General features: G+C 65.9%; 15 protein-coding genes and 2 pseudogenes. 11 read left to right on the top strand and 6 right to left on the bottom strand.

Annotation, left to right across the window (positions count from 1 at the left end):
- Nucleotides 1–278 precede the first annotated feature (278 nt).
- On the top strand, nucleotides 279–647 hold the full coding sequence (locus tag D7V97_RS27310; protein ID WP_233583253.1) for a MarR family winged helix-turn-helix transcriptional regulator: 369 nt from the start codon (nucleotides 279–281) through the stop codon (nucleotides 645–647).
- A gap of 81 nt (nucleotides 648–728) precedes the next feature.
- On the opposite strand, the gene D7V97_RS27305 is transcribed toward D7V97_RS27310, so the two are convergent.
- Complete coding sequence (locus D7V97_RS27305) at nucleotides 729–1022, bottom strand: FruA-associating protein, FapA (protein ID WP_120613561.1); 294 nt, start codon at nucleotides 1020–1022, stop codon at nucleotides 729–731.
- 223 nt (nucleotides 1023–1245) lie between these two features.
- On the opposite strand from D7V97_RS27305, the gene D7V97_RS27300 reads away from it, so the two are divergent.
- Complete coding sequence (locus tag D7V97_RS27300; RefSeq protein ID WP_120613562.1) at nucleotides 1246–2334, top strand: type IV pilus twitching motility protein PilT; 1089 nt, start codon at nucleotides 1246–1248, stop codon at nucleotides 2332–2334.
- A 21-nt stretch (nucleotides 2335–2355) separates the two neighbouring features.
- On the opposite strand, the gene D7V97_RS27295 is transcribed toward D7V97_RS27300, so the two are convergent.
- From D7V97_RS27295 to D7V97_RS27285, 3 genes are all read right to left on the bottom strand, one after another.
- Nucleotides 2356–3990, bottom strand: a complete 1635-nt coding sequence (locus D7V97_RS27295) for a fumarate hydratase (protein ID WP_120613563.1) — start codon at nucleotides 3988–3990, stop codon at nucleotides 2356–2358.
- Nucleotides 3991–4065: 75 nt separating this feature from the next.
- On the bottom strand, nucleotides 4066–4473 hold the full coding sequence (locus D7V97_RS27290) for an IS5 family transposase (protein WP_233583255.1): 408 nt from the start codon (nucleotides 4471–4473) through the stop codon (nucleotides 4066–4068).
- Nucleotides 4392–4763 carry a transposase gene (locus D7V97_RS27285; RefSeq protein ID WP_158623467.1) on the bottom strand — a complete coding sequence of 124 codons (372 nt, stop codon included), beginning with the start codon at nucleotides 4761–4763 and terminating at the stop codon, nucleotides 4392–4394. Before D7V97_RS27285 ends, D7V97_RS27290 begins: the two co-directional genes overlap by 82 nt.
- 1451 nt (nucleotides 4764–6214) lie before the next feature.
- Between D7V97_RS27285 and D7V97_RS27275 the strand changes: the two genes are divergently transcribed.
- From D7V97_RS27275 to D7V97_RS27230, 8 genes and pseudogenes are all read left to right on the top strand, one after another.
- Complete coding sequence (locus D7V97_RS27275; protein WP_120613571.1) at nucleotides 6215–7609, top strand: hypothetical protein; 1395 nt, start codon at nucleotides 6215–6217, stop codon at nucleotides 7607–7609.
- A gap of 161 nt (nucleotides 7610–7770) precedes the next feature.
- Nucleotides 7771–8100, top strand: coding sequence for a hypothetical protein (locus tag D7V97_RS44290; protein WP_147444996.1), 330 nt, complete (start codon nucleotides 7771–7773; stop codon nucleotides 8098–8100).
- A 21-nt stretch (nucleotides 8101–8121) separates the two neighbouring features.
- A complete protein-coding gene (locus D7V97_RS27265; RefSeq protein WP_120613569.1) occupies nucleotides 8122–8427 on the top strand; it encodes a hypothetical protein in 306 nt (101 codons plus the stop codon).
- Between the two features lie 77 nt (nucleotides 8428–8504).
- A pseudogene (locus tag D7V97_RS27260) lies at nucleotides 8505–8621 on the top strand (hypothetical protein); the annotation flags it as partial.
- 68 nt (nucleotides 8622–8689) lie between these two features.
- The gene (locus tag D7V97_RS27255; RefSeq protein ID WP_120613568.1) at nucleotides 8690–9004 is read left to right on the top strand and encodes a hypothetical protein; all 315 of its coding nucleotides are present in this window, start codon (nucleotides 8690–8692) and stop codon (nucleotides 9002–9004) included.
- Between the two features lie 4 nt (nucleotides 9005–9008).
- Nucleotides 9009–9374, top strand: a complete 366-nt coding sequence (gene tnpB, locus D7V97_RS27245) for an IS66 family insertion sequence element accessory protein TnpB (protein ID WP_199728954.1) — start codon at nucleotides 9009–9011, stop codon at nucleotides 9372–9374.
- Between the two features lie 224 nt (nucleotides 9375–9598).
- Nucleotides 9599–10317 (top strand): annotated as a pseudogene (locus D7V97_RS46065) (IS5 family transposase); the annotation flags it as partial.
- A 75-nt stretch (nucleotides 10318–10392) separates the two neighbouring features.
- Complete coding sequence (locus D7V97_RS27230; protein WP_120613563.1) at nucleotides 10393–12027, top strand: fumarate hydratase; 1635 nt, start codon at nucleotides 10393–10395, stop codon at nucleotides 12025–12027.
- A 21-nt stretch (nucleotides 12028–12048) separates the two neighbouring features.
- Here D7V97_RS27230 and D7V97_RS27225 read toward each other — a convergent pair whose 3' ends face one another.
- Nucleotides 12049–13137, bottom strand: coding sequence for a type IV pilus twitching motility protein PilT (locus D7V97_RS27225; RefSeq protein ID WP_120613562.1), 1089 nt, complete (start codon nucleotides 13135–13137; stop codon nucleotides 12049–12051).
- A gap of 223 nt (nucleotides 13138–13360) precedes the next feature.
- On the opposite strand from D7V97_RS27225, the gene D7V97_RS27220 reads away from it, so the two are divergent.
- Nucleotides 13361–13654: a FruA-associating protein, FapA gene (locus D7V97_RS27220; RefSeq protein ID WP_120613561.1), complete on the top strand. Its 294-nt coding sequence runs from the start codon at nucleotides 13361–13363 to the stop codon at nucleotides 13652–13654.
- An 81-nt stretch (nucleotides 13655–13735) separates the two neighbouring features.
- On the opposite strand, the gene D7V97_RS27215 is transcribed toward D7V97_RS27220, so the two are convergent.
- Nucleotides 13736–14104 (bottom strand): MarR family winged helix-turn-helix transcriptional regulator, encoded by a 369-nt coding sequence (locus D7V97_RS27215; protein WP_233583253.1) that lies wholly within the window; start codon nucleotides 14102–14104, stop codon nucleotides 13736–13738.
- Between the last annotated feature and the right edge of the window lie 278 nt (nucleotides 14105–14382).

Genomic DNA, 14382 nt, shown 5'->3' with positions numbered 1-14382 from the left:
GCCGGTGGGGCGGAAGGCTGGGCCTGCGGCGCGGCGGCGAGGAGGAGGACGAGGAGGGCGCTGGGGGTGGCCATACTCAGGAGCGGCAGGACTTTCCGGGGGGCGTGTGGCAAACACACCCCCCGGCCTCTGCGCGCGGTCAAGATGTAATTGACAACCGTTGTTGAATGCAATCATCTATTACGCCCATGACCCTTGCAGAGCAAGTGGCATCCACGCGACGCGCTGTGTTCCGACTCCTGACCCTGAAGGTTGGAGAGCAAACGGACAGGCCGCTGATGCAGCTGCTCGTGCTGAAGTACGTGGGGCTCCTGGGCATCCACAGCCAGGCGCTCATCGCGGAGCGGCTGCTCATTGACGCGCCCGCCGTGAGCCGGCTGGTGGATCGCCTGGAGGAGGATGGGCTGGTGGAGCGCCACGCGGGGGAGAACCGCCGCTGTGTGCGCCTTCAGATCACCGACGCGGGCCGCACGGAGCTCCAGGCCCTGGTGTCCGCCGCCGAGTGGGTGGACACGGAGGCCAAGTCACACCTGGCGCCCGAGGAGTTCGCGGAGCTCTTGCGCCTGCTGGAGAAGCTCCAGGCGGGGTTGCTCCAGGGACTGGGCGCGGACGGAGCGGCGGCGCCGCGCAAGGACGACCACGGGTGACGACAGGTCGGCAGGGGTTCGTGACCCACTGCCGCCCGTCGCCACCCGCGTTGCTTCCGGGGGGAACTCAGCCGGGGCCCGCTAGCGGTGGCGTGGAATGTTGCGCGACACGTGCAGGGCCCAGGCTTCCGCCGAGTCCAGCTCCGCGCGCGCGCTGGCAAAGCGGTCCAGGCTCTCGTCGCTGCCGTCGTTGGCGAAGATGGCGTCGTGCAGCTCCTTCTGCGCCCGCGTCAGCCGGAGGCTCGTCTGCAGCCACAGCCGCGCCGCCATGCGCGGCGTGATGACCACCTGCGCTGGGTCCCACACCTCCAGTGCGGCGAAGTCAGCGGAAGACAGCTCTTCGTACCCGGGGGCCTGCTCGGTTTGTGCGTTCATGCCCGGATGTTCGCCACGGTCTCCAGGCAGGGCATCCGGGCCACATGGGCAGGCGACCGGCCACTGGTGAGCAGTCGCCGACAGTTCATTCATCCCGGGGGGTGCATACATTTCATGATTTGCTGGGAAACTACATTCGCTGGGAGTGTGCGAATGCCGCCCGGACTGCACCTGTAGGGGGAATGGGCTCCCCTCTTCTAGAATCGTCCGCTCCAACCGTGCCGTGAGAGGGATTCCCCTGGATCTGAACACCCTGAACAAACTGCTCACCGTCGGAGTCCAGAACGGGGCTTCGGACATCCACTTCCGGCCGGGGGATCCCCCCATCTACCGGGTGAACGGGGTGCTGCGGCCGTTGAAGATGGAGAAGCTGCAGGCGGACCACACGAAGCAGGTGGCGCTGCACGTGATGAATGATCCGCTGATGAAGGCGCAGGTGGACAGCGTGCAGGAGTGCGACGCGTCCTACAGCCTGCCGGGGGTGGCGCGCTTCCGCGTCAACATCTACCGGCAGCGGGGCTCGCTGGCGTGCATCCTGCGCATCATCCCGGATGAGATCCCCAGCATCGACGGCATGGGGCTGCCGCAGGTGCTGAAGACGATTGCCGGCAACGAGCGCGGGCTGGTGCTGGTGACGGGGGCGACGGGGTCCGGCAAGAGCTCCACGCTGGCGTCGATGATCAACCACATCAACCACACGGAGAGCCTGCACATCCTCACCATCGAGGACCCCATCGAGTTCATCTACCGCAACGTGAAGTCCTCCATCTCCCAGCGGGAGATTGGCCCGGACACGCAGAACTTCGCCATCGCGCTGCGAGCGGCGCTGCGGCAGGACCCGGACGTCATCCTGGTGGGCGAGATGCGCGACACGGAGACCATCGACATCGCGCTGAAGGCGGCGGAGACGGGGCACCTGGTGCTGTCCACGGTGCACACCACGGACGCGTCGCGCACCATCAACCGCCTGGTGTCGGTGTTCCCCGCTGAGGAGCAGACCATGGTGCGCATGCGCCTGGCGGACTGCCTCAAGGCGACCATCTCCCAGCGCCTGCTGCCGCGCGCCACCGGCAAGGGGCGCACCGTGGCGCTGGAGATCATGGTGCAGACGAAGACGGTGGAGCAGTACATCCGCGACGACCGCGCCAGCGAATTGAAGGACGTCATCGAGAAGGGCCGCGACATGTTCGGCATGCAGTCCTTCGACCAGCACCTGACGCAGCTGTACCGCGCCGGGGACATCACGCTGGAGACGGCGCAGAGCGCGGCCTCCAACCCGGCGGACTTCCAGCGCGCGCTGGAATTCGACTGACAGCGCGCGCCGGAACCGGGGTCAGGCCTTCTTCGCGGACGGCTTGTTGATGTTCGCGAAGAAGTCGTTGCCCTTGTCGTCCACGATGATGAAGGCCGGGAAGTCGACCACGTCGATCTTCCACACGGCCTCCATGCCCAGCTCCTCGTACTCCAGCACCTCCACCTTCTTGATGCAGTCCTGCGCGAGCCGCGCCGCGGGACCGCCGATGGAGCCCAGGTAGAAGCCGCCGTGCTTCTTGCACGCCTCGGTGACGGCCGGGGAGCGGTTGCCCTTGGCGAGCATCACGAAGCTGCCGCCCTCCGCCTGGAACTGATCCACGTACGCGTCCATGCGGCCCGCGGTGGTGGGGCCGAAGGAGCCGGACGCGTAGCCCTCGGGCGTCTTCGCCGGGCCCGCGTAGTAGACCATGTGGTCCTTGAGGTACTGCGGCATGCCTTCACCGCGGTCCAGGCGCTCCTTGATCTTCGCGTGCGCGATGTCGCGCGCCACCACCAGCGAGCCCGACAGCGACAGGCGCGTCTTGATGGGGTAGCGCGACAGCTCCGCGCGCAGGTCGCTCATGGGGCGGTTCAGGTCCAGCTGCACCACGTCGCCGGACAGGTCCGTGTCCTTCGCCTCCGGCAGGTACTTCGCCGGGTCGGTCTCCAGCGCCTCCAGGAAGACGCCGTCACGGGTGATTTTTCCCAGGGCCTGCCGGTCCGCGGAGCACGACACGGCGATGGCCACCGGGCAGGACGCGCCGTGGCGCGGCAGGCGGATGACGCGCACGTCGTGGCAGAAGTACTTGCCGCCGAACTGCGCGCCAATGCCGGTGCGCTGGGTGAGCTTCAGCACCTCCTGCTCCAGCGCGACGTCGCGGAAGCCGCGGCCCAGCGCGTTGCCCTCGGTGGGCAGCGAGTCCAGGTAGCGCGCGGAGGCGTACTTGGCCGTCTTCAGCGCGAACTCCGCGGACGTGCCGCCCACCACGATGGCCAGGTGGTACGGCGGGCACGCGGCGGTGCCCAGCGAGCGGATCTTCGTCTCCAGGAACGCGAGCAGGCTCTGCGGGTTGAGGACCGCCTTGGTCTCCTGGAAGAGGTAGCTCTTGTTGGCGGAGCCGCCGCCCTTGGCCATGAAGAGGAACTTGTAGGCGTCGCCGTCGGTCGCGTAGAGCTCGATCTGCGCGGGCAGGTTGTTGCCCGTGTTGACCTCCCGGTACATATCCAGGGCCGCCATCTGCGAATAGCGCAGGTTCGACGTGAGGTACGTGTCGAACACGCCGCGTGAGATGGCCGCCTCGTCGCCGCCCCGGGTGAGGACGTACTGGCCCTTCTTGCCCATCACGATGGCGGTGCCGGTGTCCTGGCAGGAGGGCAGCACGCCGCCCGCGGCGATGTTCGCGTTCTTGAGCAGCTCCAGCGCCACGAACCGGTCGTTGGCCGACGCCTCCGGGTCCTGGAGGATGTTCGCCAGCTGTCGCAGGTGCCCGGGGCGCAAGAGGTGCGAGATGTCCCGCATGGCCTCGCGCGTGAGCAGCGTGAGCGCCTCCGGCTCCACCTGGAGGAAGCTGCGTCCGGCCGCCTCGAACACGGAGACGTGCTCCTTCGTGAGCAGCCGGTAGGGCGTCTCGTCCTTGCCGAGCGGCAGCATGTCCTGGAACTGGAAGTCACTCATCGCGGTGGGTCTCCAAGAAGGGAGGGGGTGGCGGGTGCTTGGACCTGGGCGGCGGACTCTAGGGGCTGTCCCTGATTAACGCAGCCAGAGAAGCATGGAGGCGACGTGCAGGGCGGCGAGGTAGCAGGTCGCCGTCTTGTCGTAGCGGGTGGCAACGGCGCGAAAGCGCTTGAGGTCGTGGAAGAAGCACTCCACGCGGTAGCGCACCCGGTAGAGGGAGCGGTCCAGCGGTGGCGGCTGCTTGCGGCTGGGGTGGGGATGAATGACGGGATTCATCCCCAGCTTGCGAGCGTTGGAGCGAATGCGGTCGGCGTCGTAGCCCGTGTCCGCGATGAAGGCGTTGCCTTCGGCGTGCACCAGCAACTCCTCGGCCATCGTGGACTCATGCTGCTGGCCGGGCGTCAGCGCGAGGTGGAGCGGCTTACCGCCCGTCGTTGTGACGGCGTGAACCTTCGTTGAAAAACCTCCTCGAGAACGCCCCAGAGCATTGCTTCGGATCCCCCTTTTCCGACCGAGGCGTCCTGGTGCGCTCGGACGACGGAGGCATCCGCGAGGGAGCCGCGCTCATCGACTTCAAGCCGCAAGGCTTTGAAGATGGCTTCCCATCTCCCAGCCTGCGCCCAACGGTGGAAGCGGTTGTAGACCGTCTTCCAGTGGCCGAATCGCTCGGGCAGGTCCCGCCACTGCACGCCCGTCTTCACTCGCCAGATGACGGCGTTGATGAAGTCGCGGTCCCCACGCTTCGAGGGAGGACCGCTGCGCGAGCCCAGCAAGGGCTCAATGCGGATTCACTCGGCATCGCTCAGCTCATGTCGGCGCACAGCCAGCGTTGATCATGTCTGACGCTGGCTGGCAACCTCCTCATGCCCCCCGAAGCCAGGTCCAACCCCGATGTTCGATCCGGTAGGTTGAATTTTTGGACCAGAGATCAGGGACAGCCCCTAGGGCTGGCACCCAGCCCACGCGGTGACCGTCCGGATGCGAGCAGACGCGGGAGCGGCGAGGGATACCCCGAAGGGGGTAGACGCTGGCCGACGTGAGTACCAGTCGAAGCCCCCTGGCGCTTCCGCGGTGCTGGGGGAACAGGCGGGAAGCGCTCCCCAACGAGGTCGTGCTCGTGAGAGCACGTGTTGCAGGTGCAGTCGGCGGCGTGGCCTCGGATGAGAACCCGATAGGTCGCATCAGCTAGCGCTCGACGGCAACGTATCAGGTTGTCTTGGGCAGCCACGGCGGCGCGATGAGCCCGCGAGTTGAGGCGGCCATCGGAGGCGTCCCACTTCAAGAACTGCGCGTGCTCCTTGCGCCGGGCGGTGTCAAAGGCACGCGCGAGAGGCAGGATCTGCCGGAGGGCGAGACTGGGGTCCACGAGGGAGACGGCCGGGCGCTTCTTCACGGCAGGACCTCCTCGACGGTCGGGCCGCGGAGAAACGTGCAGTTCTGCAGGTTGAGGGCCGGCCAGCGGGGGTGGAGCCAGTGGACGAGGTCCTCGTTCGCCGCGGTGACATGGACACCGAACCTCGCTGGTGGCGTACCTCGCCGACGTGCTGCTGCGCGTCCAAACGCACCCGAACGCTTGCATCGGAGAGCTGCTGCCGCACGAGTGGAAGCAGCTGCGCGCCATCGCCGATTCCCGAAGCTGCGCATCCTCTGCGCCTCGGGTCTCAATGCGTCACGGCCCGCGCCGAGTACGATACCCGTCCGCATTCAAGCGATCCGGCACGTCGTTGGCCGGACGGCTACCCTGCCCTGTTGTGCCTGGGGCCCGCCGAGACGATTGGCCCCTGGAGGACCCAAAGGGCAAGACCATGGAGCGAGTGCGCGAGATCCGGCAGGAGGTCCTGGATGGCGTCATGGCCTTCCTGAATCGGGAGGGCTGGTCGCGCTAGCAGAAGCACCTGAGCCCTGAGAAAGTCGAGGGGACTGGGCGTAGGTCGCTGCGGTCACAGTCGGCGACGAGTGACCCAGGATGCGCTGGACCACGACCAGCGGGACACCTCCCACCGGGCCCTTTCCTCGGGCCGAAACAGCGCTATTGCGCCGACCCGCGTTTGTTCACCCTATCGACGAGAACCTGTCGCTCGGGCGGATTGCCGGGCGCTCGCGCCGTCCCCATTATCTGAACCACGCCCGGTAACTGGGCGCAGGGCGACAGGGGGGCTCACGCGGAAAAGCGCCCGCGATGGGGGAGGAGGCCGGCCTGTGTCCCGGAGAGAAGGGATGAACGATGGCGAGCAATGAGATTCCGTTCGAGGACGGCATGAAATTCGGCAAGGGGTTCAACCGCTTGACCGGTGAAGTCTTGGCGTCGCCAGCCGTCACGGGCGCAGTTTCCGAACTGACGCACGCTGGCGGCCAACTGGTCAAGTCCAACTGCATAACCATTGAGGATGTGACGACGCTACACGAGCAGCTTGGTATTGATGTCGCCGCATCTGGTTCCAGCGGGCCCTTGTCCGGCAACGCAAAGGTGAAGTTCGCCAATGAATGCGACTTCTCAAACTTCTCCACGTATGTCGTGGTGCGGGTCAGCGTCGAGAACACGAGCAAGAGCTTCGACGAACCCGTATTCACGCAGGATGCCGAAGAACTATTGACCAACAACAATCCGACCCGGTTCAGGGAGCGCTTCGGTGACTGCTATATTCATGGCCTGAAGACGGGCGGCGAATATTTCGCAATCTATCAGTTGACCAGCACGTCGAAACAAGAACGGCAAAGCCTCTCGGGAGATGTCAATGCCGCGTTCGACGGCGCCATTACATCGTTCGAGCTTTCCACAAAAATACACGAAGCCAAGTCAAAGAGCACCACCCACCTGGCGGTAAGCGTTAACGTCTTCCGGCAGGGAGCGATCTCTGAAGCCGACCTCGATCGGGATGACATCATGAAGACCGCGAAGGGCTTCCCCATCGCGGTCAGCGGACCGAACGCGTTCCCGTTCGCCGTATCACTCCAGAGCTACACGGCCCTGAGGAGGCCGAACGACAAGTTCAACTTCATTGAGATTTCGAATCAACAGGATGTTTTGGCGGATCTCATGCGGAGGCGATTCGAGTTCCTCGAACTGCGGGATGACTACTCCTTCATTTTGAAACACCCGGCCGACTTTGAAAACGGCGACGGGACCGCTGTGGATCTAAACAAGACGGACAGGGCTCGCCTGGAGATCATCTCGGTCATCAACACGATGCAGCAGCAGGCGGTGGCCTGCACGCGCGACGCCAAGCAGTGTCGTTTCACCAAGTTTGACGCTGGAAGATTCGAGGCCGAGAAGCCGCGTCTCAAGGCGGGGGTCGACGTCGCCCCGCCGCCCGCCAACGCGATGCCCAATCTTGTAGGCTTAATGGCCGAACCGATCATCAGCCTGCTTGCGTGCGTCGCGATGGAGGGAGTCGACCATTGCCTCAATTTCCTCGGAGGTTCGTTGAATGGACTGGGATTCGACCCTAGAACTCTGGGCAACTTCTTCTTTCTAATCACTCGCAGCGGCGTCAAGCCCGAGGTTATTAGAAGGGATTCTGCCGACGGGCCAGGTACGTCAAGAATCAAATCCCAGTTCCCGGCCCCAGGCGTTCCGGTGGAACCCCTATCGGTCATCAGAATCGAGATCATAAAGTAACCGGGTCTTGACCGCGCTCAATTCGGTCGACCCCGAGATCACGATCCTCGCGTTCATCTGTCGAAGTGTTCCGCAATCTCCCAATCCGGACCGTCGCTGTCCTGAGCCTGAGCGCAGGGGCGTCCAGCCCAACAGCCCATTTCAACTTTCGGAGCAACCTCGTGCCATTTGCAGATAGCTTTGCCTCCCTGATGTCCGATCGCGGCATTCCACTAACTCCCAGCGCCGTTCCAGAGCGCGACATCGTGGATCAGTCGCTGAATAGCATCCAGACTTGGCTCGCTGGTCTCGACACGTGCGTACGAGAAGGCTTCGATGAGGGCAGCGCAGAGGCCCCTGTCTGCTTCGTCCTCGGTTCGCCGGAGATCAATGTCGCTCCCGGTATACCTGGGGTTCTCGAAGCTTTCGACACAGCATCCGGCAAGCGCCTCAGCGAAATGTTGCTCGCTGCCCAGGAATGCCTTGAACTGGCCGACACGGGTATTGCTTGACCCCATCAGGAGAAGAACGTCATGTCCATGGAAGACTTTGCAGAATGTTACGCATTGCGGGTTGGTTCCACTGTCGATCAAGTCATCGCAGACCTGAACAAGATCGGCTCTGACGGAATAAGTCAGTTCCTTGCCTGGTGGCGTGGCCTGAGCGATGCGGATCGCGCGCTCGTAACTCTTGTCATCAGCTTTAGCAGCTCGGTCGTCCTGAAGATCTTTACCAAGGCTGTCGGCGAGGTCGTCGGACTGGGCCTCCTCGGACTCGCTGGCGGCGCGTCCTGGGCACTAATCGTTCGTGGCATCGTCGACTGCGAGAGTCGACTATAGATGGCGACCATTCGGGGACTTTGCGTGCGCGGCGTTTCCCAGCAGGCGGAGCCATCCTCGACCACTTTCTCAACCAGCCCGTGCAGGTGCCGGGCCTGACGGGCGTCGCGGCCCTCGCCGCTGGCACCCACCACTCGCTCGCCGTGAAGCAGGACGGCACCGTCTGGGCCTGGGGGAACAACGACAATGGCCGTAACCGTCCGGCCAACGACGTGCCGTGAGGGATTGCTGGAGTAGCAGGACGCGGCGGACGCTGGCAGGCATGGCGAAGCAGGTGGAGACGCCAGAGTGGGCGCAGGTCGCGGAAGCGTTCGAGGCCAGCGGATTGACGCAGCGGGAGTTCGCGTTGGCGCGGGGCCTGAGGCTGAGCACGTTGCAGTCGTGTGTGTACCGGAGCCGGCGGGCCGCGACGGCGCGAGGTGAGCCGGTGCGACTGTTGCCAGTGCAGGTGGCGACGGCGCCCCCGGCGACGGAGCCGGTGCTGGAGGTAGCGACCGCGAGCGGCGCCCGGGTGCGCTTCGCCGTGGGCACCGACGTGGCGTACGTCGCGCGTCTCGTCGCGGCGCTGGGACGGTGAGGCGGTGTTCACGCTTCCTGCGTCGGTGCGCGTGGTACTGGCCACGGAGCCGGTGGACATGCGCAAGTCGATCGATGGCCTCATGGCGCTTGTGCGCACGGCGTGGGACGACGACGTCTACTCGGGGCACCTCTTCGCCTTCGTCTCCAGGCGGGGAGACCGCATCAAGGTGCTGACGTGGAGCCGGGGAGGCTTCGTGCTGCTCTACAAGCGGCTGGAGACGGGAAGATTCCGGCTGCCGCGGGTGGAGGATGAGGCGAAGGCGGTGACGCTGGACGCCACGCAGCTGGCGATGCTGCTGGACGGCATCGACGTGGCCGAGGTGAAGCGCCAGCCAGCCTGGGCGCCCCCGGGGCGTACAGGCAGCTGAGTACGTCACGTCGTGAGTGTGCCAGAGCCCCGGGCGGCGCGGACTTCTCCGCGCACGGCTTCCGAGGCTTCCTAGGGGCTGTCCCTGATCTCTGGTCCAAAAATTCAACCTACCGGATCGAACATCGGGGTTGGACCTGGCTTCGGGGGGGGCATGAGGAGGTTGCCAGCCAGCGTCAGACATGATCAACGCTGGCTGTGCGCCGACATGAGCTGAGCGATGCCGAGTGGATCCGCATTGAGCCCTTGCTGGGCTCGCGCAGCGGTCCTCCCTCGAAGCGTGGGGACCGCGACTTCATCAACGCCGTCATCTGGCGAGTGAAGACGGGCGTGCAGTGGCGGGACCTGCCCGAGCGATTCGGCCACTGGAAGACGGTCTACAACCGCTTCCACCGTTGGGCGCAGGCTGGGAGATGGGAAGCCATCTTCAAAGCCTTGCGGCTTGAAGTCGATGAGCGCGGCTCCCTCGCGGATGCCTCCGTCGTCCGAGCGCACCAGGACGCCTCGGTCGGAAAAGGGGGATCCGAAGCAATGCTCTGGGGCGTTCTCGAGGAGGTTTTTCAACGAAGGTTCACGCCGTCACAACGACGGGCGGTAAGCCGCTCCACCTCGCGCTGACGCCCGGCCAGCAGCATGAGTCCACGATGGCCGAGGAGTTGCTGGTGCACGCCGAAGGCAACGCCTTCATCGCGGACACGGGCTACGACGCCGACCGCATTCGCTCCAACGCTCGCAAGCTGGGGATGAATCCCGTCATTCATCCCCACCCCAGCCGCAAGCAGCCGCCACCGCTGGACCGCTCCCTCTACCGGATGCGCTACCGCGTGGAGTGCTTCTTCCACGACCTCAAGCGCTTTCGCGCCGTTGCCACCCGCTACGACAAGACGGCGACCTGCTACCTCGCCGCCCTGCACGTCGCCTCCATGCTTCTCTGGCTGCGTTAATCAGGGACAGCCCCTAGCGTCCGCCGCCCAGGTCCAAGCACCCGCCACCCCCTCCCTTCTTGGAGACCCACCGCGATGAGTGACTTCCAGTTCCAGGACATGCTGCCGCTCGGCAAGGACGAGACGCCCTACCGGCTGCTCACGAAGGAGCACGTCTCCGTGTTCGAGGCGGCCGGACGCAGCTTCCTCCAGGTGGAGCCGGAGGCGCTCACGCTGCTCACGCGCGAGGCCATGCGGGACATCTCGCACCTCTTGCGCCCCGGGCACCTGCGACAGCTGGCGAACATCCTCCAGGACCCGGAGGCGTCGGCCAACGACCGGTTCGTGGCGCTGGAGCTGCTCAAGAACGCGAACATCGCCGCGGGCGGCGTGCTGCCCTCCTGCCAGGACACCGGCACCGCCATCGTGATGGGCAAGAAGGGCCAGTACGTCCTCACCCGGGGCGGCGACGAGGCGGCCATCTCACGCGGCGTGTTCGACACGTACCTCACGTCGAACCTGCGCTATTCGCAGATGGCGGCCCTGGATATGTACCGGGAGGTCAACACGGGCAACAACCTGCCCGCGCAGATCGAGCTCTACGCGACCGACGGCGACGCCTACAAGTTCCTCTTCATGGCCAAGGGCGGCGGCTCCGCCAACAAGAGCTACCTCTTCCAGGAGACCAAGGCGGTCCTCAACCCGCAGAGCCTGCTCGCGTTCCTGGAGACGAAGATCCGCTCGCTGGGCACCGCCGCGTGCCCGCCGTACCACCTGGCCATCGTGGTGGGCGGCACGTCCGCGGAGTTCGCGCTGAAGACGGCCAAGTACGCCTCCGCGCGCTACCTGGACTCGCTGCCCACCGAGGGCAACGCGCTGGGCCGCGGCTTCCGCGACGTCGCGCTGGAGCAGGAGGTGCTGAAGCTCACCCAGCGCACCGGCATTGGCGCGCAGTTCGGCGGCAAGTACTTCTGCCACGACGTGCGCGTCATCCGCCTGCCGCGCCACGGCGCGTCCTGCCCGGTGGCCATCGCCGTGTCGTGCTCCGCGGACCGGCAGGCCCTGGGAAAAATCACCCGTGACGGCGTCTTCCTGGAGGCGCTGGAGACCGACCCGGCGAAGTACCTGCCGGAGGCGAAGGACACGGACCTGTCCGGCGACGTGGTGCAGCTGGACCTGAACCGCCCCATGAGCGACCTGCGCGCGGAGCTGTCGCGCTACCCCATCAAGACGCGCCTGTCGCTGTCGGGCTCGCTGGTGGTGGCGCGCGACATCGCGCACGCGAAGATCAAGGAGCGCCTGGACCGCGGTGAAGGCATGCCGCAGTACCTCAAGGACCACATGGTCTACTACGCGGGCCCGGCGAAGACGCCCGAGGGCTACGCGTCCGGCTCCTTCGGCCCCACCACCGCGGGCCGCATGGACGCGTACGTGGATCAGTTCCAGGCGGAGGGCGGCAGCTTCGTGATGCTCGCCAAGGGCAACCGCTCCCCGGCCGTCACCGAGGCGTGCAAGAAGCACGGCGGCTTCTACCTGGGCTCCATCGGCGGTCCCGCGGCGCGGCTCGCGCAGGACTGCATCAAGAAGGTGGAGGTGCTGGAGTACGAGGAGCTGGGCATGGAGGCCGTGTGGAAGATCGACGTGGTCGACTTCCCGGCCTTCATCATCGTGGACGACAAGGGCAACGACTTCTTCGCGAACATCAACAAGCCGTCCGCGAAGAAGGCCTGACCCCGGTTCCGGCGCGCGCTGTCAGTCGAATTCCAGCGCGCGCTGGAAGTCCGCCGGGTTGGAGGCCGCGCTCTGCGCCGTCTCCAGCGTGATGTCCCCGGCGCGGTACAGCTGCGTCAGGTGCTGGTCGAAGGACTGCATGCCGAACATGTCGCGGCCCTTCTCGATGACGTCCTTCAATTCGCTGGCGCGGTCGTCGCGGATGTACTGCTCCACCGTCTTCGTCTGCACCATGATCTCCAGCGCCACGGTGCGCCCCTTGCCGGTGGCGCGCGGCAGCAGGCGCTGGGAGATGGTCGCCTTGAGGCAGTCCGCCAGGCGCATGCGCACCATGGTCTGCTCCTCAGCGGGGAACACCGACACCAGGCGGTTGATGGTGCGCGACGCGTCCGTGGTGTGCACCGTGGACAGCACCAGGTGCCCCGTCTCCGCCGCCTTCAGCGCGATGTCGATGGTCTCCGTGTCGCGCATCTCGCCCACCAGGATGACGTCCGGGTCCTGCCGCAGCGCCGCTCGCAGCGCGATGGCGAAGTTCTGCGTGTCCGGGCCAATCTCCCGCTGGGAGATGGAGGACTTCACGTTGCGGTAGATGAACTCGATGGGGTCCTCGATGGTGAGGATGTGCAGGCTCTCCGTGTGGTTGATGTGGTTGATCATCGACGCCAGCGTGGAGCTCTTGCCGGACCCCGTCGCCCCCGTCACCAGCACCAGCCCGCGCTCGTTGCCGGCAATCGTCTTCAGCACCTGCGGCAGCCCCATGCCGTCGATGCTGGGGATCTCATCCGGGATGATGCGCAGGATGCACGCCAGCGAGCCCCGCTGCCGGTAGATGTTGACGCGGAAGCGCGCCACCCCCGGCAGGCTGTAGGACGCGTCGCACTCCTGCACGCTGTCCACCTGCGCCTTCATCAGCGGATCATTCATCACGTGCAGCGCCACCTGCTTCGTGTGGTCCGCCTGCAGCTTCTCCATCTTCAACGGCCGCAGCACCCCGTTCACCCGGTAGATGGGGGGATCCCCCGGCCGGAAGTGGATGTCCGAAGCCCCGTTCTGGACTCCGACGGTGAGCAGTTTGTTCAGGGTGTTCAGATCCAGGGGAATCCCTCTCACGGCACGGTTGGAGCGGACGATTCTAGAAGAGGGGAGCCCATTCCCCCTACAGGTGCAGTCCGGGCGGCATTCGCACACTCCCAGCGAATGTAGTTTCCCAGCAAATCATGAAATGTATGCACCCCCCGGGATGAATGAACTGTCGGCGACTGCTCACCAGTGGCCGGTCGCCTGCCCATGTGGCCCGGATGCCCTGCCTGGAGACCGTGGCGAACATCCGGGCATGAACGCACAAACCGAGCAGGCCCCCGGGTACGAAGAGCTGTCTTCCGCTGACTTCGCCGCACTGGAGGTGTGGGACCCAGCGCAGGTGGTCATCACGCCGCGCATGGCGGCGCGGCTGTGGCTGCAGACGAGCCTCCGGCTGACGCGGGCGCAGAAGGAGCTGCACGACGCCATCTTCGCCAACGACGGCAGCGACGAGAGCCTGGACCGCTTTGCCAGCGCGCGCGCGGAGCTGGACTCGGCGGAAGCCTGGGCCCTGCACGTGTCGCGCAACATTCCACGCCACCGCTAGCGGGCCCCGGCTGAGTTCCCCCCGGAAGCAACGCGGGTGGCGACGGGCGGCAGTGGGTCACGAACCCCTGCCGACCTGTCGTCACCCGTGGTCGTCCTTGCGCGGCGCCGCCGCTCCGTCCGCGCCCAGTCCCTGGAGCAACCCCGCCTGGAGCTTCTCCAGCAGGCGCAAGAGCTCCGCGAACTCCTCGGGCGCCAGGTGTGACTTGGCCTCCGTGTCCACCCACTCGGCGGCGGACACCAGGGCCTGGAGCTCCGTGCGGCCCGCGTCGGTGATCTGAAGGCGCACACAGCGGCGGTTCTCCCCCGCGTGGCGCTCCACCAGCCCATCCTCCTCCAGGCGATCCACCAGCCGGCTCACGGCGGGCGCGTCAATGAGCAGCCGCTCCGCGATGAGCGCCTGGCTGTGGATGCCCAGGAGCCCCACGTACTTCAGCACGAGCAGCTGCATCAGCGGCCTGTCCGTTTGCTCTCCAACCTTCAGGGTCAGGAGTCGGAACACAGCGCGTCGCGTGGATGCCACTTGCTCTGCAAGGGTCATGGGCGTAATAGATGATTGCATTCAACAACGGTTGTCAATTACATCTTGACCGCGCGCAGAGGCCGGGGGGTGTGTTTGCCACACGCCCCCCGGAAAGTCCTGCCGCTCCTGAGTATGGCCACCCCCAGCGCCCTCCTCGTCCTCCTCCTCGCCGCCGCGCCGCAGGCCCAGCCTTCCGCCCCACCGGC

The organism is Corallococcus sp. CA053C (assembly GCF_003611675.1).
Taxonomy (GTDB): Bacteria; Myxococcota; Myxococcia; order Myxococcales; family Myxococcaceae; genus Corallococcus.
Note: the sequence above shows the minus strand (reverse complement) of the source record. Positions and strands in the feature narration are given on the sequence as shown.

What these genes read in the sequence shown, in the direction of transcription:
- D7V97_RS27310 (WP_233583253.1), top strand. Translation starts at nt 279, where the DNA reads ATGCAGCTGCTCGTGCTGAAGTACGTGGGGCTCCTGGGCATCCACAGC.
- D7V97_RS27305 (WP_120613561.1), bottom strand. Translation starts at nt 1,022, where the DNA reads ATGAACGCACAAACCGAGCAGGCCCCCGGGTACGAAGAGCTGTCTTCC.
- D7V97_RS27295 (WP_120613563.1), bottom strand. Translation starts at nt 3,990, where the DNA reads ATGAGTGACTTCCAGTTCCAGGACATGCTGCCGCTCGGCAAGGACGAG.
- D7V97_RS27275 (WP_120613571.1), top strand. Translation starts at nt 6,215, where the DNA reads ATGGCGAGCAATGAGATTCCGTTCGAGGACGGCATGAAATTCGGCAAG.
- D7V97_RS27265 (WP_120613569.1), top strand. Translation starts at nt 8,122, where the DNA reads ATGTCCATGGAAGACTTTGCAGAATGTTACGCATTGCGGGTTGGTTCC.
- D7V97_RS27255 (WP_120613568.1), top strand. Translation starts at nt 8,690, where the DNA reads ATGGCGAAGCAGGTGGAGACGCCAGAGTGGGCGCAGGTCGCGGAAGCG.
- D7V97_RS27230 (WP_120613563.1), top strand. Translation starts at nt 10,393, where the DNA reads ATGAGTGACTTCCAGTTCCAGGACATGCTGCCGCTCGGCAAGGACGAG.
- D7V97_RS27220 (WP_120613561.1), top strand. Translation starts at nt 13,361, where the DNA reads ATGAACGCACAAACCGAGCAGGCCCCCGGGTACGAAGAGCTGTCTTCC.
- D7V97_RS27215 (WP_233583253.1), bottom strand. Translation starts at nt 14,104, where the DNA reads ATGCAGCTGCTCGTGCTGAAGTACGTGGGGCTCCTGGGCATCCACAGC.